This is a genomic window from Streptomyces sp. NPDC017202 (genome assembly GCF_044331705.1).
GTDB lineage: Bacteria > Actinomycetota > Actinomycetes > Streptomycetales > Streptomycetaceae > Streptomyces.
The window spans coordinates 1-18816 of record NZ_JBIRNP010000015.1 but is presented as its reverse complement, the minus strand read 5'-3'; the positions used below and the strand labels follow the sequence as shown (position 1 = coordinate 18816).

Below are 18816 nucleotides of genomic sequence, written 5' to 3'. Positions count from 1 at the left end.
GCGCCCCCGACGCCGTACGGCCGTGATCAGCCCATGAACTTCTTGAACTCGTCGGGGAGCTCGAAGTCCTGCCCGGCCTGCTGGCCCGGCAGGCCGAGGGCGCCGCCCTGGGCCCCGGCGGCCCGGCGGGCGGCCTCCTCCTGCTCCTGCTGCTTGCGCTTCATCGGGTTGCCGGAACGCTGCTTGCCCTTGGCCTTCTTGGGCTGCTTCCGGGCGCGGCCGGGGCCGCCGCCCATGCCCGGCATTCCCGGCATCCCGCCGCCCTGGGCCATGCGGGACATCATCTTGCGGGCCTCGAAGAACCGCTCGACCAGGCCCTTCACGGCGCTGACCTCGACACCGGAGCCCTTGGCGATACGGGCGCGGCGCGAGCCGTTGATGATCGTCGGGTCCTGGCGCTCGCCCGGGGTCATGGACTTGATGATCGCGGCCGTCCGGTCGACGTCGCGCTCGTCGATGTTCTGGATCTGGTCCTTGATCTGGCCCATGCCCGGCAGCATGCCGAGCAGCTTGGAGATCGACCCCATCTTCCTGACCTGTTCCATCTGGGACAGGAAGTCGTCCAGGGTGAAGTCCTGGCCCTTCTTGGACGCCAGCTTGGAGGCCATCTTCTCGGCCTCTTCCTGGCTGAACGTCTTCTCCGCCTGCTCGATCAGGGTGAGCAGGTCACCCATGTCGAGGATGCGGGAGGCCATCCGGTCCGGGTGGAACGCGTCGAAGTCGTCGAGCTTCTCGCCGTTCGACGCGAACATGATCGGCTTGCCGGTGATCTGCCGGATCGACAGGGCGGCACCACCGCGGGCGTCGCCGTCGAGCTTGGAGAGCACCACGCCGTCGAAGCCGACGCCGTCGCGGAAGGCCTCGGCGGTGTTGACGGCGTCCTGGCCGATCATCGCGTCGACGACGAAGAGGATCTCGTCGGGCGAGACGGCGTCGCGGATGTCCGCGGCCTGCTGCATCAGCTCGGCGTCGATACCGAGCCGGCCGGCGGTGTCCACGATCACGATGTCGTGGACCTTGGACTTCGCGAAGTCGATGGAGTCCTTGGCGACCTGGACCGGGTCACCGACGCCGTTGCCCGGCTGCGGCGCGTAGACGGCCACGCCGGCCCGCTCGGCGACGACGCTGAGCTGGTTGACGGCGTTGGGGCGCTGGAGGTCGGCGGCGACGAGCAGCGGCGAGTGGCCCTGCCCCTTCAGCCAGTGGCCGAGCTTGCCCGCGAGGGTGGTCTTGCCCGCACCCTGGAGACCGGCCAGCATGATCACGGTGGGCGGGGTCTTGGCGAAGCGCAGGCGCCGGGTCTCGCCGCCCAGGATGGTGACGAGTTCGTCGTTGACGATCTTCAGTACCTGCTGGGCCGGGTTCAGCGCCCTGGAGACCTCGGCGCCGAGGGCACGCTCCTTGACGTTCTTGATGAACGTCCGCACGACCGGCAGCGCCACGTCGGCCTCGAGGAGGGCGATGCGGATCTCGCGCGCGGTGGCGTCGATGTCCGCCTCGCTCAGACGCCCCTTGCCGCGCAGATTCTTGAAGGTCGCTGAGAGGCGATCGGAGAGAGTATCGAACACGGCGGCGTCGGTCCTCGGAGTCGGGGGCAGTGTGAGCGTCTTCCAGGGTATCCGGCCGCGCAAGACAGTCGTCCCACCCGAGGCGTCCACGCGTCTCCGCCCGCCGCGTCCGGCGGGCGGGGACGGCGTCGCGCGTCGCGGGGACGGCGGGGCGTGCGGGACCGCTCGCGCAGGCGTCGCGGGGCGCCCCCGCCCCGGCGGGGGCACCCCGTCCGGCGCCCGGGGACGCCCGGGTCACCCCCGCAGCATCTCCTCCAGCTTCCGTGCCACGGAGGCCGCCTCGTCGCCGGGGAGCGGGCTGCCGGCGTGACCGGTGACGTAGAACGCGTCCACCGCGTTCGCGCCCAGCGTGCTGACGTGCGCGCTGCGCATCCGCACGCCCGCGTCCTCCAGTGCCCGCCCGATCCGGAACAGCAGGCCCGGCGCGTCCTGCGCGCGCACCTCGATCACGGTGGCCAGGTGGGAGGCCGCCGGGGCGACGGTCACGCGCGGCGGGGGCGCGACCACGCCCCGGCGCCGGGGGTAGGCCGCGTCGCGTTCCGCGAGCCGGCCCGCGATGTCCAGGGAGCCGTCCAGGGCGCGGACCAGATCGGCGCGGAGCCGGGCGGCCTGGGGCAGGGAGCCGTACTCCGCGGCGACCCGCCAGTTCAGCAGCAGGACGGACCCCTCGACGCCGGACGGCAGCTCCAGCGCCCGCAGCTCCGCCGTGCGCACGGTCAGCCGGTGCATGGCGAGCACCCCGGCCACCGCGGGCAGCACGCCCGGCTGGTCGGGTACGGCGATGAGCAGTTCCACGCCGAGCGGCTCGGGATCGCCGGCCGGCTGCTCGGCGGGGTCGGCCGGGGGTTCGGTCTGGGCGCGCAGTGACAGGACGGGGCCGCCGGTGGCGACCGCCTCGATGGCGAGCCGTTCCTGTCCGGCGGTGGCCGCGGCGGCCTCGGGCTCCTCGGGGACGTCCCCGGCGAGCACCGCCGAGACGCGTCTGACCAGGTCGGCCACGAGCGAGCCGCGCCAGGTGGACCAGGCGGCCGGGCCGGTGGCCAGCGCGTCGGCCTCGGTCAGCGCGTGCAGCAGTTCCAGGGTGCCCTGGGAGCCGACGGCCTCGGCGACCGAGCGGACGGTGGCGGGGTCCTCCAGGTCGCGGCGGGTGGCCGTCTCCACGAGCAGCAGGTGGTGGCGTACGAGGGTGGACAGGACGGCCACGTCGGTGCGGTCGAAGCCGATGCGGGCGGCCACGTCCTTGACGATGATCTCGCCGGCCACGGAGTGGTCGCCGGGCCAGCCCTTGCCGATGTCGTGCAGCAGGGCGGCGACCAGCAGCAGGTCGGGGCGGCTGACGCGGCGGGTGAACTCGGAGGCGCGCACGGCGGTCTCGATGAGGTGCCGGTCGACGGTCCAGATGTGCACGGCGTTGCGCTGGGGGCGGCAGCGCACCCGTTCCCAGTCGGGCAGCAGCCGGGTGACCAGCCCCTCGGCCTCCAGTGCCTCCCAGACCTCGACGGTGGGCTGTCCCGAGCCGAGCAGGGTGACGAGTTGTTCGCGGGCCTCGGCGGGCCAGGGCGTGGGAAGGGGGCGCACGGTCGCGGCGAGGCGCCGTACGGCGTGCAGGGAGAGGGGGAGCCCGGCCTGGGCCGCGGCGGCCGCGGCGCGCAGGGGCAGCACGGGGTCGCGTTCGGGGCGCGCGGCACGGGCGAGCACCACCTCGCCGTCCTGCTCGACGACCCCTTCGGCCAGCGGCGACCGCTCGGGCGCGGGCTTGCCGCCGCCCAGCGCCCTCCCGTCGCCCGCCACCGCCCTTCTGAGGAAGTCGCTTCGCTCCCTCGCCAGTTTGCGCAGCCGGGGCCGCATCGAGCGCGATCTGAGCACGCGCCCCACCTCGCGCCAGGTGACGTCGCTGGCGTACGAGATGACGCGCGCGGCCTCGTACACCTGGCGCAGCAGGGTGTCGGCGTCGAGGAGGCCCAGTTCGGCGGCGACCTGGTCCTGTTCCTGGAGGGCCAGCCGGTCGGTGGCGCGGCCGGTCGTCAGGTGCAGGGCGTCGCGGACGTCGAGGAGCCGGCGTCGGGCGTCGTCGAGGCCCTCGCGGGGCGCGTCGGCGAGCCAGGAGGCGGCGACGGCGCGCAGCGCGGTGGCGTCGCGCAGGCCGCCGCGGGCCTCTTTCAGGTCGGGCTCCAGCAGGTACTGCAGCTCGCCCTGGCGTTCGGCGCGCTCGGCGCACAGCTCCTGGAGTTCGGGCAGCCGCTTGGGCGCCTGGTTGCGCCAGTCGGCCAGTACGGCCGTCCGCAGTCCCGCCGTCAGTCCCGGGTCGCCCGCGAGGTGGCGGGCGTCGAGCAGGCCGAGCTGGACCTTGAGGTCCTCGCCGGCGGTCCTGCGGGCCTCGGCCGGGGTGCGGACGGAGTGGTCGAGGGCGAGGCCGAGGTCCCAGACGGGGTACCAGAGGCGGTCGGCGAGGGCGGCGACCGCCTGCGGGTCGGCGCCGTCGTGCAGCAGGAGGAGGTCGAGGTCGCTGCGCGGGGACAGCTCGCCGCGGCCGTAGCCGCCGACGGCGACCAGGGAGACGCCCCGCAGTTCCTCGCTGCCTGCGGTGAACAGGCCGGCCAGCCAGTCGTCGGTCAGTTCGGAGAGGGCGCAGCGGCGCGGCGGCCCGGACCGCGCCCCCTCGGTGAGGAGACGCAGCCGGGCCGCCGCATAGCCGCTGGGTCCCGAGTCCTCTGCATCCTTGCGCATGTCCGTACTCGTCACCCAGTGGCTCCTGTTCCGTTCTGCTGTCAGAGCGCGTCCGGGCCGCGCTCGCCGGTGCGGACCCGCACGGCGGTCTCGACCGGGAGGGACCAGACCTTGCCGTCACCGATCTTGCCGGTGCGGGCCGCCTTGACGATGACGTCGATCAGCTGTTCGGCGTCGTCGTCCTCGACCAGCACCTCGATGCGGATCTTGGGGACGAGGTCGACCGTGTACTCGGCACCGCGGTAGACCTCGGTGTGTCCCCGCTGACGACCGTAACCGCTGGCCTCGGTGACCGTGAGGCCGTGGACGCCGAAGGCCTGGAGGGCTTCCTTGATCTCGTCGAGCCGGTGCGGCTTCACGACGGCGGTGATGAGCTTCATGCGTCCACCTTCTTGCTGGCAGTGTCGGCCACCGGGCCCGTGACGTTGGTCCGGGCGGCACCGCCGCCCGCACCGCTGAAGTCGTACGCGGTCTCGGCGTGCTCGGCCTGGTCGATGCCCGCCACCTCGTCGTCCTCGGGGACCCGCATGCCGATCGTCCTGTCGAGCAGGAAGGCGAGGACGGCGGAGACCACCAGCGAGTAGCCGAGGACCGCGAAGACACCGGCGCACTGCTTCCAGAACTGGTCGAGACCGCCGCCGTAGAAGAGGCCCTGGACGTCGGACTGGCCCTTGCCGCTGGCGAAGAAGCCGATCAGCAGGGAGCCGACGACTCCGCCGACCAGGTGAACGCCGACCACGTCGAGCGAGTCGTCGTAGCCGAACTTGTACTTCAGGCCGACGGCCATGGCGCACAGGACACCGGCGATGGCGCCGACGGCGATCGCGCCGAGCGGGGAGACGGCACCGCCGGAGGGCGTGATGGCCACCAGGCCGGCGACGGCGCCGGAGGCGGCGCCCAGCGTGGTGAACGCGCCGTGGCGGATCTTCTCGTAGATCAGCCAGGCCAGCATGGCGGCGGCGGTGGCGACCTGCGTGTTGACGAACATCAGCGCGCCGACGCCGTCGTCGTTGCCGAGCCACGAGCCGGCGTTGAAGCCGAACCAGCCGAACCACAGCAGACCGGCGCCGAGCATGACCAGCGGGAGGCTGTGCGGGCGCATCGGGTCCTTCTTGAAGCCGATGCGCTTGCCGATGACCAGGATCACGCCGAGGGCCGCGGCACCGGCGTTGATGTGCACGGCCGTGCCACCGGCGAAGTCGATCACGCCGAGTTCGAAGGCCCAGCCGCCGGCGCCCCACACCCAGTGGGCGACCGGGAAGTACACGATCGTGACCCACAGGGTGATGAACAGTGCCCAGGCGGAGAACTTCACGCGGTCCGCGAGCGCTCCGCTTATCAGGGCGGGCGTGATGATGGCGAACATCAGCTGGAAGACCAGGAAGACGAAGACCGGGATGGTGTAGCCGTCCCACAGCTCCGTCAGGCCGATGTCGCTGAGGCCGACCCAGTCGGAGTTCCAGCCGATGACCGAGCCGGAGTCGGTGCCGAAGGCGAGGGAGAAGCCGTAGAGCACCCACAGGACGGTGACGATCCCCAAGCTGATGAAGCTCATCATCAGCATGTTCAGGGTGCTCTTGACGCGGACCATGCCTCCGTAGAAGAAGGCCAGGCCCGGGGTCATGAGCATCACCAGGGCGGAACAGATGAGCATGAAGCCTGTGTTCGCGGACGACAGTGTGGGTGCGTCCGCCGCAAGCGTGATGGCTGGTGCCATCGGCGTCTCCTCGTCGTTGGTACGGCCCCGTGCGGGCGAAGCCAGAGCGGGATTGAGGGGTGGGCCGGTTATGCGCCATGAGATTGACGCAGCGCCGTTTCGGTGGACGCCCCTCGTTGTTTCGCCGCCGTGACGAAGGCACCTTGCGCGTTACGCCTCGATGAACTGACTGATGCTCCCCGAGTGGATCGTTATCGTGGCGCAACCTTCTTCGGAGCAACGCGAACCGGCCGCGGTCGGCCTTCCGACGACCTGGCACGGGGGAGCCGAGTCGGGCGGTTCGGGAAGGCCGGCCGCGGCCGGGGTCCAGGGGTTTCGCCGGGTCTCAGACCGCCTCCGCGGTCTCCGGAAGCTCCACGGCGAGCCGGTCGGTGAGATCGACGACCTCGGTGAGGTCCCCGAAGTCGCGGACGGCCGTGTCGACGGTCTTTCGGATACGAGTGTTGACCCGCTCGGAGCGCACTTTTTTCGCCGCCTCCATGGCCTGCTCGGCGAGCACGGCGCTCTGCTCGGGCTCCCGGCGCAGCAGGTGCACGGTGGCCATGCCGATGAGGTTGAGCGCGTAGGACCGCTGGTGCTCGGCGTCCTTGGCGAAGAGGTCCACGGCCTTCTGCATCAGCGGCTCGGCCAGCGAGGCGTACGCGGGGCTGCGGCCGGCCACGTAGGCCAGGTCGCGGTAGGAGTGGGAGTTCTCGCCGTACAGCTCGGCCTCGGAGAAGAAGCGGATCCAGTCGGGGTCGGGCTCGTCCCAGTCGTCGGCGTCGGCGAAGGTGTCCTCGGCCATCCTGACGGCCCGCTTGCACCGGCCGGGCTGGCCCATGTTGGCGTATGCGCGGGCCTCCATCGCATACAGCATCGACTGGGTGCGCGGGCTCGCGCAGTCCCGGCTGCCGTACTGCGCGAGGTGGATCAGTTCCAGGGCGTCCTCGGGCCGGCCGAGGTGGATCATCTGCCGGCTCATGCTGGACAGCACGTACGAGCCGAGGGGCCGGTCGCCGGCCTCCTTGGCGGCGTGCAGCGCGAGGACGAAGTACTTCTGCGCGGTGGGCTGGAGCCCCACGTCGTACGACATCCACCCGGCCAGTTCGGCCAGTTCGGCGGCGACCTTGAAGAGTTTCCTGCCGGTGGCCTCGGGCTGCGGTTCCTGGAGGAGTTCCGTCACCTCGTGGAGCTGGCCGACGACCGCTTTGCGGCGCAGTCCGCCGCCGCACTGGGCGTCCCACTGGCGGAACATGGCGGTGGTGGACTCCAGCAGCTCCAGTTCGGGCCGGGAGAGCCGGCCACGGGCGCGGCTGGTCGGGAGGGAGTCGGTGTCCTCGTACGCGGCGGGCGGGGAGGGGACGAGCCAGCGCTGCATGGGCTCGATGAGGGTGGGGCCCGCGGACAGGGTCAGCGAGGATCCGAGGAAGCCGCGCCGCGCCAGCATCAGGTCGCTGCGCGAGAACTCGCTGAGCAGGGCCACCGTCTGCGGGCCGGTCCAGGGCAGGTCGACGCCGGTCGCGGAGGGTGCCTGGCGCGCGGTGCGCAGGCCGAGGTCCTCGACGGAGACGACGCAGCCGAACCGCTCGGAGAACAGGTCGGACAGGATGCGGGGGATCGGCTCGCGGGGGTTCTCGCCGTCCAGCCAGCGGCGCACGCGTGACGTGTCGGTGGAGATGTGGTTGGCGCCCAACTGGCGTGCCCTGCGGTTGACTTGGCGGGCGAGTTCGCCCTTCGACCAGCCGCTGCGCACGAACCAGGAAGCGAGCAGGCCGTTCGGGCGCTTGTCCGCGTGCACGGCGCTCCCCGCGCCCGTCCCGCCTTCGCCGTTGCCGCTCACTGGAACGCCCCCATCCCTGAGACCACTTGTCGCTACTGATGCGCCAAGCCTTATCAGAATGCCGGTAAATACGGCCCGCCGTCCGGCGGTTCCCACCCTTCGAACAGGAAGCCGACTTGCCTCCGGCATACCCACATGAGCGTGCGCCCACGGGCCTCGCACACTCAAAGTAGTCCTACGATCACGCCCTCAGCCACGGCGGTCCCGGAAACGCCACCATTCGCCACCCCTACGAATGAACTCACGGTGGCGTGCAGGCGATTCACTTGACAGAGGACGGTCGGGGCGGGTGGAACGGTGCACTCAGGGGCGCGCGCCACCCGCCACACCACCCCGGACGCTTCCAGGCGCTGTCTGGAACGGGCAGCAGCGGGAAGGCGTCAGCACACAGAGTCACGTCGTGCGTCCTCTGCGTAACCATCGACGCGTCGGACCCGTTGGAGGGGGCATGGGCTTCACGATCGGCGGCATCCGCGAGATCCGCTCCGGCACACGCAGGCGCGGTCGCTCGTCCGAGTGCACCGCGGTCGCCGAGTTCACCGGACTGTGGGGCTGGGACGTGGTGCCGGGCGCGCGCGCCGCGGCCGGCGCCTGTTCCTGCGGCCGCGGTGACTGCCGCCGGCCCGGCGCGCACCCCCTGGCCTTCGCGCCCCGGGTGCCGGCCGGCGCCACCCTCGACGACGTGACGAGAACCTGGGCGGACTTCCCCGGCGCCGCCGTGATGCTGCCGGTCGGCCGTGCCTTCGACGTGATCGAGGTGGCCGAGCCCGCCGGGCTTCGCGCACTGGTGCGCCTGGAGCGCATGGGCCTCCCGCTCGGACCGGTGACCGCCACCCCCGAGGGCCGCGCCCAGTTCCTGGTCGCCCCCGGCGCCGCCGCCGACCTGTCCGGCCTGCTCTACCGCATGGGCTGGGACGACCCGGCCTCCCTCGACCTGCGCGGCCTCGGTCCCGGTACGTACATCACGGCGCCGCCCTCCGACCGCGGCGGCCTCGGCCCGGTGCGCTGGCTGCGCCCGCCGGCGCTGGACTCGGCGACCAGGCCCCCGGCGGCCCGGCTGCTGCTCGGCACGCTGGCGTACGTGGCACACCGCTCACGCGCCTGAGGCCTCTCGTTCGGATCACGCCGGGCTCGCGGGCCCCGGCTCGGGGCCGGACTCACGGCGTACACAGCGAAGCGCCCGTCCCCCGACTGCACCTCGGGGGGCGGGCGCTTCTTCGTCACCGGTGACCGCGTCGGGGTCCCCGGTCACTCGCCGATGAGAGCGTCGACGAACGCCTCCGGCTCGAACGGCGCCAGGTCGTCCGCGCCCTCGCCGAGCCCGATGAGCTTGACCGGCACGCCCAGCTCGCGCTGGACGGCGATCACGATGCCGCCCTTGGCCGTGCCGTCGAGCTTGGTCAGCACGATGCCGGTGATGTCGACGACCTCGGCGAACACCCGGGCCTGCACGAGGCCGTTCTGCCCGGTGGTGGCGTCGAGGACGAGGAGCACCTCGTCGAGCGGGGCGTGCTTCTCCACGACTCGCTTGACCTTGCCCAGCTCGTCCATGAGGCCGGTCTTGGTGTGCAGTCGGCCGGCGGTGTCGATGAGGACCACGTCGACCCCCATCTCCTTGCCCTCCTTGACCGCGTCGAAGGCGACAGAGGCGGGGTCACCGGCCTCGGGACCGCGCACGGTGTGGGCGCCGACACGCTCGCCCCAGGTCTGGAGCTGGTCGGCGGCGGCGGCGCGGAAGGTGTCGGCGGCGCCCAGGACGACCGTACGGCCGTCGGCGACGAGCACGCGCGCGAGCTTGCCGGTGGTGGTGGTCTTGCCGGTGCCGTTGACGCCGACGACCATCACGATGCCGGGCTTGCGGCCCTCTGGCTCGGTCTTCACCGTGCGCTCGACCTCGGTGCCGACCAGCTTGAGCAGCTCGTCGCGCAGCAGGCCGCGCAGTTCGTCGGGCGTGCGGGTGCCGAGCACCTTCACGCGCTCGCGCAGCCGTTCGACCAGCTCCTGGGTGGGCATGACGCCGACGTCGGCGGTGAGGAGGGTGTCCTCGATCTCCTCCCAGGTGTCCTCGTCGAGGTGCTCGCGCGAGAGCAGCGTGAGCAGGCCCTGACCGAGGGCGTTCTGGGAGCGGGAGAGGCGGGCGCGGAGGCGGACCAGCCGCCCCGCGGTGGGCTCCGGGATCTCGATCCGGGGAGCCTCGACAACGGGAGGCTCCTCGACGGTGGTGGGTGCGCCGCCGCCGAGGTCCACCTCCTCGATCGTGCGGCGTGGTTCTTCGCGCGGCGTCTCGGCCTCGTCGCCGACGTGCGGCTCGGCCGGAGGCGCGGTGATGTCGGGCGCGGCCGGGGGCGGCGGCGGCAGCGGCTTCTTCCGCCGGCTGCCGACGATGAGCCCGCCGAGCGCGACGAGCACGACCACGGCGATGACTACAGCAAGGATGACGGTTTCCATAACAACGCCAGTATGCGTGACCCCCTCGTCCGGGGCGGGTGACGGCCCGCCCGTTCCTCAGCCGATCAGCCCGCTCTCGTCGGCGCGGCTCGCGCCCGGAACCGCGGGCGCGGACGGCGCTCCTCGACCTCGGCGGGCGTGTCCTGGGCGCAGCGGCGCGCGGCGAGCCGGCACAGGTCGTCGGGGTCGAGCCGGAGGGCGGTCCGGCCCGCCGGCGGTCTCGTCCCGCGTCCGTCGGCGGGCGGCACGACCTGGAGGAGGGCCGCCGCGGCCTGCGGCTGTTCCGCGTGAGGCGTGCCGCCCCGGCTCATCGGGTGAGCCGGGGCGGCACGCCTCACGGGTGTCGAGGAGAAGGGCAGCGGGGACTTGGCCCGTCTCCTCGGGTCCAGGGGCCTCGGTACGAGGCTCAGCCCATCTCCTCCAGCGACTTGCCCTTGGTCTCCTTGACGTAGCGCAGGACGAAGGGGATGGAGAGCGCGGCGAAGACGGTGTAGATCACGTAGGTCGCGGAGAGGTTCCAGTCGGCCAGGGAGGGGAAGCTCGCGGTGATGGCCCAGTTGGCGATCCACTGGGCGGCGGCGGCCACGCCGAGCGCGGCGGCGCGGAGCTTGTTCGGGAACATCTCGCCGAGGAAGACCCACACCACCACGCCCCACGACAGGGCGAAGAAGAGGACGAAGACGTGGGCGGCGATCAGGGCGACCCAGCCCTGGGTGGCGGGCAGCTTGCCGTCGACCAGGTCGAAGGAGAACGCCCAGGCCTCCAGGGCCAGGCCGATCACCATGCCGACGGAGCCGATGAGGGCGAGCGGCCTGCGGCCGACGCGGTCCACGAAGATCATCGCGATCACGGTGCCGAGGATGTTGATGATCGACGTGGTGAAGGAGTAGAAGAACGAGTCCGTCGGGTCGACGCCGACCGACTGCCACAGCGTCGAGGAGTAGTAGAACGCGACGTTGATGCCGACGAACTGCTGGAAGACCGACAGGCCGATGCCGATCCAGACGATCGGCTTGAAGAAGAAGGAGCCGCCGAGCAGGTCCTTGAAGCTGGACTTGTGCTCGCTGTGCATGGCGTGCTCGATCTCGGCGATCCGGGCGTCGAAGTCGACGTCCTCGCCCTCGACCTCCCTGAGGATCTCGCGGGCCCGGTCGCGCTTGCCCACGGAGATCAAGAAGCGCGGGGACTCGGGGATCGCGAAGGAGAGCAGGCCGTACAGGACGGCCGGGACCACCATGACGCCGAGCATGACCTGCCAGGCCTCCAGGCCCATGATCTGCCCGCGCTGGTCGCCGCCGGCGGCGTTGAGCAGACCCCAGTTGACCAGCTGCGACACGGCGATGCCGATGACGATCGCGGCCTGCTGGAAGGAGCCGAGGCGGCCGCGGTAGGCGGGCGGGGCGACCTCGGCGATGTAGGCCGGGCCGATGACCGAGGCCATGCCGATGGCGAAGCCGCCCACGACCCGCCAGAAGGCGAGGTCCCAGAGCGAGAAGGGCAGCGCCGAGCCGACGGCGCTGATCGTGAACAGCGTGGCGGAGATCTGCATGCAGCGGATGCGGCCGATGCGGTCGGCCATCCGGCCGGCGGTCGCGGCGCCGATGGCACAGCCAATCAGGGCGATCGCGATGACCTGGGCCAGGGCCGCGGAACCGACGTCGTAGCGGCCCCGGATCGCCTCCACGGCACCGTTGATGACCGAACTGTCGTAGCCGAAGAGGAAGCCGCCCATCGCGGCCGCCGCGGCGATGAAGATGACGTGCCCGAGATGATCGGGGTGAGCCGTCCTGGCTCCTGGCTGAGGTGCCTGCGCTGTGCTGGTCACGTGTTCTCCTCGGGCCGCCCGGCAGCGCTGCCGGGCGTGGGGGGCGAGCCGTTTCAGGTGAGGGTTCCCGTGGCATGCGAAACAACACCACTCATACCTGAAGGCAAAAGCAACGTTGCAGAGACTATGCCTTCAAGTTTCGAAGTCAATAGTTCGACTGCTGTGAGCTTTTCCCCATGTGAGCCAAGGGTTGTGTTTACTTCTTGAAGTCTTGAAAAGACGCTGGTCACACTAGATGTAGGCCGCACGATGTTTCAGCGAAGGCGCTGGGAGATGACCTTCGACACACCGTCGCCCTGCATGGACACGCCGTAGAGGGCGTCGGCGACCTCCATCGTGCGCTTCTGGTGCGTGATCACGATCAGCTGCGAGGACTCCTGGAGCTCCTGCATGATCCGGATCAGCCGCTGGAGGTTGGTGTCGTCGAGGGCCGCCTCGACCTCGTCCATGACGTAGAAGGGGCTGGGCCGGGCCTTGAAGATCGACACGAGCATCGCGACCGCGGTCAGCGACCGCTCGCCGCCCGAGAGCAGGCTGAGCCGCTTGACCTTCTTGCCGGGCGGCCGGGCCTCGACGTCCACCCCCGTGGTGAGCATGTTGTCGGGGTCGGTCAGGATCAGCCGTCCCTCACCACCCGGGAACAGGCGGCTGAACACGCCCTCGAACTCACGGGCGGTGTCGCGGAACGCCTCGGTGAAGACCTGTTCGACGCGCTCGTCGACCTCCTTCACCACCTGAAGAAGGTCGGCGCGCGTCTTCTTCAGGTCCTCCAGCTGCTCGCTGAGGAACTGGTGGCGCTCCTCCAGCGCGGCGAACTCCTCCAGCGCGAGCGGATTCACCTTGCCGAGCTGCTGGTACGCGCGTTCAGCCGCCCTCAGCCGCTTCTCCTGCTCCGCCCTGACGAAGGGCCGGGGCTGGTTGCGCGGGTCCTCGGGGTCCTCCGGCAGCACCTCGCCCTCGGCGGGCGGCGAGGGCGGCACCGGCTGGTGCGGACCGTACTCGGAGACCAGTCCCGCCGGCTCGACGCCCAGCTCCTCCAGCGCCTTCGTCTCCAGCTGCTCGATGCGCAGCCGCTTCTCGGCGCCGAGGACCTCTCCCCGGTGGACCGAGTCCGTCAGCTTGTCGAGTTCCGCCTTGAGGTCGCGCCCGGTGGTCCGCGCGGCGGCCAGCTCCTGCTCCCGGCGCGCCTTGGCGGCGTCGGCGGCGACCCGCTCCCGCTCGGCCCGGCCGAGCGACACCTCGACGTGCGCGAGCAACTGCCGCGCACCGGCGGCGACGGCCCCCGCGACGGCGGCCTCGTGCCGCAGCCGGGCCCGGCGCCGCTCGGCACGCGCACGTGCCTCACGTTCCGCCCGCGCGGCCCGGTCCAGCGAGTCCGCCCGCCCGGCGAGCCCCTTGACCCGCTCCTCGTGCGTGCGGACCTGGAGGCGTGCCTCCATCTCGGTCTGCCGCGCGTTCGCCCCGTCGGCGGCGAGCCGGTCCCGTACGGAGGTGTCGGGCTCCTCCTCCACCGGCATCTCCTCGGCGACGGCCAGCCGCTCGGCCAGTTCCTCGGCCTCCGTCACGGCCCGGTCGAGCGCGTCCTGCGCACGGGCGGCCGCGGCGGCGGACCGCTCGGCCTCCCCCGCGGCACCGCGCGCCTGCCCGGCGAGGCGCCCGAGCTGCTGGGCGACGGCCGACTTCTCCCGGTCGGCGGCCCGCCGCCGCTCCCCCAGCTCCTCGACCGACGCGGCGCACTCCCGGCGCCGCTCCCCCGCCGCCCGCTGGGCCTCGGCCAGCTCCTCGCACCGCACCGCCAGCTCCTCCAGCTCGGCGGCGGCCTCGTCGACGGAGGCCTGCACCTCCAGCAGACTGGGCGCCCCGGCGGACCCGCCCTGCGCGAAGTGCGCGCCGAGCAGATCCCCCTCGGCAGTGACGGCGGTCAGTTCGGGCCGCGCGTGGACGAGTTCCTCGGCGTCCTCCAGCGTCCCGACGACGACCACGCCCCGCAGCAGCCGCCGTACGGCGGGCATCAGTTCGGCGGGGGCACGGACCAGGTCCGCGGCGAGGGGCCGGCCGGCCGCGGCGGGCCCCACGGCCCCGGCGCGGGCGGTCCCGCCGTCGGCGGCCGGCGGCACGGCTGCGGAGGCGCCCCCGCCGGTGTCGGCGTCCGTGGCTCCGGCCGGGGCCGGCGTGCCGGCGGCGGGTCCGGTGCCGGGGTGCTCCGCCGGGCCGGCACCGGTACCCGGCGCCCCCGGCCCTTCGTCCCGGCCCGACGACGGCCCCGTACCCACCGGTCCCCCGGCGGCGCCGCGCTCCGGATCCGCGGTGCCGGGCCCCGCGGAGGGCTCCTGCGGTGCGCCCGCCAGCAGGAGTGCCGCCCGGCCCGCGTCCTGTTTGCGCAGGAGGCGGAGGGCCTCGGCGGCGGCGGACGGGGTGGTGACGGCGACGGCGTCCGCGGCGGCGCCGAGGGCCGCGGCGAGCGGGACCTCGTGTCCGGGGGCGACGGTGAGGAGTTCCGCGGCGGGGCCGAGCAGGCCGGTGAGGCGGTCCTTCGCGTCGAGGAGCGCGCCCGTGCCGTCCTTGCGGCGCAGGCCCATGGCGAGGGTGTCGTGGCGGGCCTGGGTGGCGGCGCGCCTGCGTTCGGCCGCGGTGACCGCCTCGCGGGCGGCGGTCGAGGCGGTCTCGGCCTCGGCGAGCCGCCGCTTGGCCTCGTCGTGCCGCTCGCCCAGTTCCTGATCACCCGCGTCCAGCCCGTCGACCTCCGCCTTCAGGGCCTCGTACTCCTCCTGCGCCGTGACCGCCCGTTCCTGCGCCTCGTCACGGGCGGCGGCCAGGCGGTCGATCTCGGCCTGGGCGGAGGCGGCGCGGGAACGGGCGGCGTTGACCTGGCCGTGCAGCCGGGCGAGTCCCTCGCGCCGGTCGGCGATCGCGCGGGCGACGTCCTTCAGCCGCCGTTCCTCGACCGCCAGCTCCCGCTCCAGGTCGGCGCGGTGGGAGACGGTGTCGTCGAGGGCGTACCGGGCCGCTTCGAGGGCGGCCTCCAGTTCCGCCTCCTGCTCGCGGACGCGTTCGGCCTCGCGCTCCAGGTCCTCGGGGTCGCGGCCGCGCCGCTCGTCGACCGGTGCGGAGGTGGCGCTCTGCACGCGGGCGTCGGCCAACGAGACCGTGCCGCGGACGCGTTCGGCGAGCTGGGACAGCTCGTACCAGGTCTGCTGGGCCCGCTGGAGCCGGGGCGCGAGCCGCCTGACCTCGTCCTCCAGCAGGGCCTCGCGCCGGAGGGCCTCGCGCAGCTCCCGCTCGGCGGCGTCCTTGCGTTCCTTGAGGGCGGCCTCGTCGGCGATCTCCGCGGTGAGCGCCTCACGCAGCCCTACGAGGTCGTCGGCGAGGAGGCGCAGGCGGGCGTCGCGCAGGTCGGCCTGGATGACGGCGGCGCGGCGGGCGACGGCGGCCTGCCGGCCCAGCGGCTTGAGCTGTCTGCGCAGTTCGTCCGTCAGATCCTGCACGCGCGCGAGGTTGGCCCGCATCGCGTCCAGCTTGCGGAGCGCCTTCTCCTTGCGTTTGCGGTGCTTGAGGACGCCGGCGGCCTCCTCGATGAACGCGCGGCGCCCCATGGGGTCGGCGTGCAGCACGGAGTCGAGCTGGCCCTGGCCGACGATGACGTGCATCTCGCGGCCGATCCCGGAGTCGGACAGCAGGTCCTGGATGTCGAGGAGCCGGCAGGTGTCGCCGTTGATCTGGTATTCGCTGCCGCCGTTGCGGAACATGATCCGCGTGATGGTGACCTCGGCGTACTCGATGGGCAGGGCCCCGTCGGAGTTGTCGATGGTGAGGGACACCTCGGCGCGGCCCAGCGGGGGGCGGCCGGTGGTGCCGGCGAAGATGACGTCCTCCATCTTGCCGCCGCGCAGCGACTTGGCGCCCTGCTCGCCCATGACCCAGCTGAGCGCGTCCACGACGTTGGACTTGCCCGAGCCGTTGGGTCCCACGACACAGGTGATGCCCGGTTCGAACCGGAGTGTGGTCGCGGAAGCGAACGACTTGAACCCTCGGAGGGTCAGGGCCTTGAGGTGCACGCCGCTGGACTTTACCGCCCGGTGATGTCTCACTCCATGAACCCGCGGTTTCACCCGGGAGGGCGCAGGGCAGACCAGACGTGAAAAGCGGTGAAAGGACGCACGGGGAAAGAAAGAAGGGACGCCGAAGCGTCCCTTGCAGACTCTCTTGCAGACTTGGCGGTCCGAGGCGGTTTCATGAGCCGCCCGACCACTGCGTTTGCTGTTGTGGAGCAGTGCAGCGATCAGGTGAGCGCAGGCTCCGCCTGGTGTGCGTCGATGCTCTCCATGAACCTGTCGTGAGACGCGGCAGCCGTCAGAGCGTCGTTCTCGGCCTGGATCCGTCCGAGCTCGTTTTCCAGGTCCTGGACGCGCTGCTGGAGCCGTCGCATCTCGGCGAGGAGTCGCGGGTCGGAGCCGCCGACGTAACCGAGAAGCGCCTTTGCCATGATGGATGGTCCTCCACAATGAGTGACCGACCGAAGCGGTGTGGGTCGTGAGGGATTCGCACCCGCGGTGTTGACCGGATCTTGCTGGTGTTGCCGTTCATCCATGCCAAACAGCTAGGTGCGGGGGGTGCTTTCAGCGTCTCACCAAAAAGTTTGACGGTCAACACGATCACGCCCCGTATCGGCGGGCAACCCTTGCGTGCGCGGCGCGGAACGGCGGCGCGACGACTCCTCGGGACCCGCAGGGCGTGGCGATCATCCTTGCGTGCGAAGCCTGTCGACGCAAGCGATTCTCGGCACCACCTGCCTCTTTCTGTCGGGCGCGGCCGCCGGAGGCACTCCCCTCCGTGTCGGCGGGGCGGTTTCGCGCGCGATCGTCAGCGGATCGCGAAGCCGTCGTAGCCGCCGCGGGGTGTGTCCCATATCTCTGTGACTCCGTCCACGCGGCCGGGCGTGTCGTCGCCCTGGAGCCAGTCGAGCAGTCCTTCGCAGCCCTTGCGGGGGCCCTCGGCGACCACCTGGACGCGTCCGTCGGCCAAATTGAGAGCAAAACCACTCAGGCCGCCGATCTCCAGCGCCTTCGCCCGCGTGAACCAGCGGAAACCCACGCCCTGGACGTGTCCGCGCACCCAGGCGACCAGCCGTACATCCTCGCTCATGGAGGCAACCTAACCAGGCGATGTCACTGGGGACACTTCCTCCCCCAGCGGCATGCGGTACCGTCCCCACCCAATGAATCTCATATGAAACTCACTCGATCGAGTGAGTCAGGTTGACCATGAGGAGTCATGCGCCCCAGCGGCGCCGGTCGACCACGGGGGCCCGCGGACACCAGGAGACCGGGGACTCCGCCCGGACCAGTTGGACGAGGAAGGCCAGAACATGGGACGCCACCGACGCTCCGCCGCCGGCCGCGCCACGGCGCCCGGCCACACCGACGGCTCCCACCCGGAGGGTCGCTCGCGGCGGGACGTGTACGGCGGCGACCACCCCACCCCCACCCTGGGCATCGCGCCCTACCTGAACCCGGAGGCGTACGCCGAGACGGTCGCCCGGAGCCAGGAGTACCTGTTCGCCCCGGAGGACGACCGCGCGGCCGCCGGGGACACCGCGGTCTTCGCTTCGGACGGGTTCACGTCGGACGACTTCCCGGCCGACGGCTTCACGGCCGACGGCTTCACGCCGGGCCGCGGCTCGGCACACGGTGCCGGTGGTCGCGGCGGTGCGGGCCGCCGCCGCAAGCGGAAGGCCGTGACGCCGGTCAAGACCGGCCTGCTCGGGATGTCCGCGGCGGTCGCCCTCGGCACGGTCGCGGTGGCCACGGGTGTGGTGCCCGGCCTCGACAGCTACCGACTGGGCGGGGGCGGTGGCGCGGGCGACCGGGTCCAGGCCGCCGACTCGCCCACCAACTCAGCCTCCGAGCAGGGCGGCACCTCCGGCTCCGCGGAGACCGACCGCGACAGTACGTCGACCAGCCGCGACGCCGGCCGCGACGTCTCACCCTCGGCCTCCGCCCCGGCCTCGGCCACGCCTTCCCCGTCGGCCTCGAAGGCGTCGCCGAGCGCATCGGCGACCACCGAGAAGCCCAGCGCCCCGACGCCGACGAAGAAGCCGGAGAAGACACCTTCCAAGGCGGCCACGAAGGCCCCGGCGAAGTCGTCCTCGTCACCGGTGACGGTCTCGGCGGAGATCCAGGCCGCGGCCGAGGTGCTGAAGCTCGTCAACGAGGAACGGGCCAAGGTCGGCTGCAGCGCCGTCTCCGCGAACAGTTCGCTGGCCGACCTCGCCCAGAGGTTCAGCCAGGACATGGCGGCGCGCGGCTTCTTCGACCACACCGACCCGGACGGCGCCACCCCGTGGGACCGCGCCGGGAAGGCCGGCATATCCGACCTCGGCGGCGAGAACATAGCCCGCGGCCAGGCCGACGCGGCGGCGGTGATGGAGGCCTGGATGAACAGCCCCGGCCACCGCGCCAACATACTCAACTGCGACTTCAAGACCCTGGGCGTCGGCGTGCACCTCGGCCCCGGCGGCCCTTGGTGGACGCAGGACTTCGGCTACTGAGACGCGCCGGGACCAGCCCGGTCGTGGGCCGACGAAGACCGGGCGGCCGGAACCCGGGCCGAGCCCGTCGCGGCTAGGGTCTTTCGTTTGGATCAGGCCGGATCAGGGAGCGGGGCCTGGTGCCGTTCATCGCAAGGCGGAGGAGGGCGCCATGGCGGAGCCATG

13 protein-coding genes are annotated in these 18816 nt (G+C 72.1%); 2 read left to right on the top strand and 11 right to left on the bottom strand.

The window, feature by feature from the left end; genetic code table 11:
• Positions 1-26: 26 nt before the first annotated feature.
• The 5 genes from ffh to ACH4N1_RS25175 form a co-directional block, all read right to left on the bottom strand.
• A complete protein-coding gene (ffh, locus tag ACH4N1_RS25195) occupies positions 27-1568 on the bottom strand; it encodes a signal recognition particle protein (RefSeq protein ID WP_398100293.1) in 1542 nt (513 codons plus the stop codon).
• Positions 1569-1802: 234 nt separating this feature from the next.
• Positions 1803-4310, bottom strand: a complete 2508-nt coding sequence (locus tag ACH4N1_RS25190) for a [protein-PII] uridylyltransferase (protein ID WP_398100291.1) — start codon at positions 4308-4310, stop codon at positions 1803-1805.
• A gap of 26 nt (positions 4311-4336) precedes the next feature.
• Entirely contained in the window at positions 4337-4675 is a 339-nt protein-coding gene (locus tag ACH4N1_RS25185; protein ID WP_289940149.1) for a P-II family nitrogen regulator, read from the bottom strand.
• Positions 4672-6012, bottom strand: a complete 1341-nt coding sequence (locus ACH4N1_RS25180) for an ammonium transporter (protein ID WP_398100288.1) — start codon at positions 6010-6012, stop codon at positions 4672-4674. Before ACH4N1_RS25180 ends, ACH4N1_RS25185 begins: the two co-directional genes overlap by 4 nt.
• Positions 6013-6337: 325 nt before the next feature.
• On the bottom strand, positions 6338-7831 hold the full coding sequence (locus ACH4N1_RS25175; RefSeq protein ID WP_398100286.1) for a hypothetical protein: 1494 nt from the start codon (positions 7829-7831) through the stop codon (positions 6338-6340).
• 448 nt (positions 7832-8279) lie between these two features.
• On the opposite strand from ACH4N1_RS25175, the gene ACH4N1_RS25170 reads away from it, so the two are divergent.
• A complete protein-coding gene (locus ACH4N1_RS25170; protein WP_398100284.1) occupies positions 8280-8936 on the top strand; it encodes a bifunctional DNA primase/polymerase in 657 nt (218 codons plus the stop codon).
• 143 nt (positions 8937-9079) lie between these two features.
• On the opposite strand, the gene ftsY is transcribed toward ACH4N1_RS25170, so the two are convergent.
• The 6 genes from ftsY to ACH4N1_RS25140 form a co-directional block, all read right to left on the bottom strand.
• A complete protein-coding gene (gene ftsY, locus ACH4N1_RS25165) occupies positions 9080-10279 on the bottom strand; it encodes a signal recognition particle-docking protein FtsY (RefSeq protein ID WP_398100282.1) in 1200 nt (399 codons plus the stop codon).
• Positions 10280-10344: 65 nt separating this feature from the next.
• Entirely contained in the window at positions 10345-10590 is a 246-nt protein-coding gene (locus ACH4N1_RS25160; protein WP_398100280.1) for a hypothetical protein, read from the bottom strand.
• Between the two features lie 95 nt (positions 10591-10685).
• A complete protein-coding gene (locus ACH4N1_RS25155; RefSeq protein WP_398100278.1) occupies positions 10686-12104 on the bottom strand; it encodes a sugar porter family MFS transporter in 1419 nt (472 codons plus the stop codon).
• Positions 12105-12358: 254 nt separating this feature from the next.
• On the bottom strand, positions 12359-16159 hold the full coding sequence (locus ACH4N1_RS25150; RefSeq protein ID WP_398100276.1) for an AAA family ATPase: 3801 nt from the start codon (positions 16157-16159) through the stop codon (positions 12359-12361).
• Between the two features lie 224 nt (positions 16160-16383).
• Positions 16384-16587 (bottom strand): hypothetical protein, encoded by a 204-nt coding sequence (locus ACH4N1_RS25145; protein ID WP_073491170.1) that lies wholly within the window; start codon positions 16585-16587, stop codon positions 16384-16386.
• A 377-nt stretch (positions 16588-16964) separates the two neighbouring features.
• Complete coding sequence (locus tag ACH4N1_RS25140; protein ID WP_398100274.1) at positions 16965-17246, bottom strand: acylphosphatase; 282 nt, start codon at positions 17244-17246, stop codon at positions 16965-16967.
• 223 nt (positions 17247-17469) lie between these two features.
• Between ACH4N1_RS25140 and ACH4N1_RS25135 the strand changes: the two genes are divergently transcribed.
• Positions 17470-18651 (top strand): CAP domain-containing protein, encoded by a 1182-nt coding sequence (locus ACH4N1_RS25135; RefSeq protein ID WP_398100272.1) that lies wholly within the window; start codon positions 17470-17472, stop codon positions 18649-18651.
• The last annotated feature ends 165 nt before the right edge of the window (positions 18652-18816 follow it).

Bases quoted from the DNA above. Each gene is read 5' to 3' on its own strand.
- ACH4N1_RS25170 (WP_398100284.1), top strand. From the start codon at position 8,280: ATGGGCTTCACGATCGGCGGCATCCGCGAGATCCGCTCCGGCACACGC.
- ACH4N1_RS25140 (WP_398100274.1), bottom strand. From the start codon at position 17,246: ATGAGCGAGGATGTACGGCTGGTCGCCTGGGTGCGCGGACACGTCCAG.
- ACH4N1_RS25135 (WP_398100272.1), top strand. From the start codon at position 17,470: ATGGGACGCCACCGACGCTCCGCCGCCGGCCGCGCCACGGCGCCCGGC.
- ACH4N1_RS25180 (WP_398100288.1), bottom strand. From the start codon at position 6,012: ATGGCACCAGCCATCACGCTTGCGGCGGACGCACCCACACTGTCGTCC.
- ACH4N1_RS25160 (WP_398100280.1), bottom strand. From the start codon at position 10,590: ATGAGCCGGGGCGGCACGCCTCACGCGGAACAGCCGCAGGCCGCGGCG.
- ACH4N1_RS25145 (WP_073491170.1), bottom strand. From the start codon at position 16,587: ATGGCAAAGGCGCTTCTCGGTTACGTCGGCGGCTCCGACCCGCGACTC.
- ftsY (WP_398100282.1), bottom strand. From the start codon at position 10,279: ATGGAAACCGTCATCCTTGCTGTAGTCATCGCCGTGGTCGTGCTCGTC.
- ACH4N1_RS25185 (WP_289940149.1), bottom strand. From the start codon at position 4,675: ATGAAGCTCATCACCGCCGTCGTGAAGCCGCACCGGCTCGACGAGATC.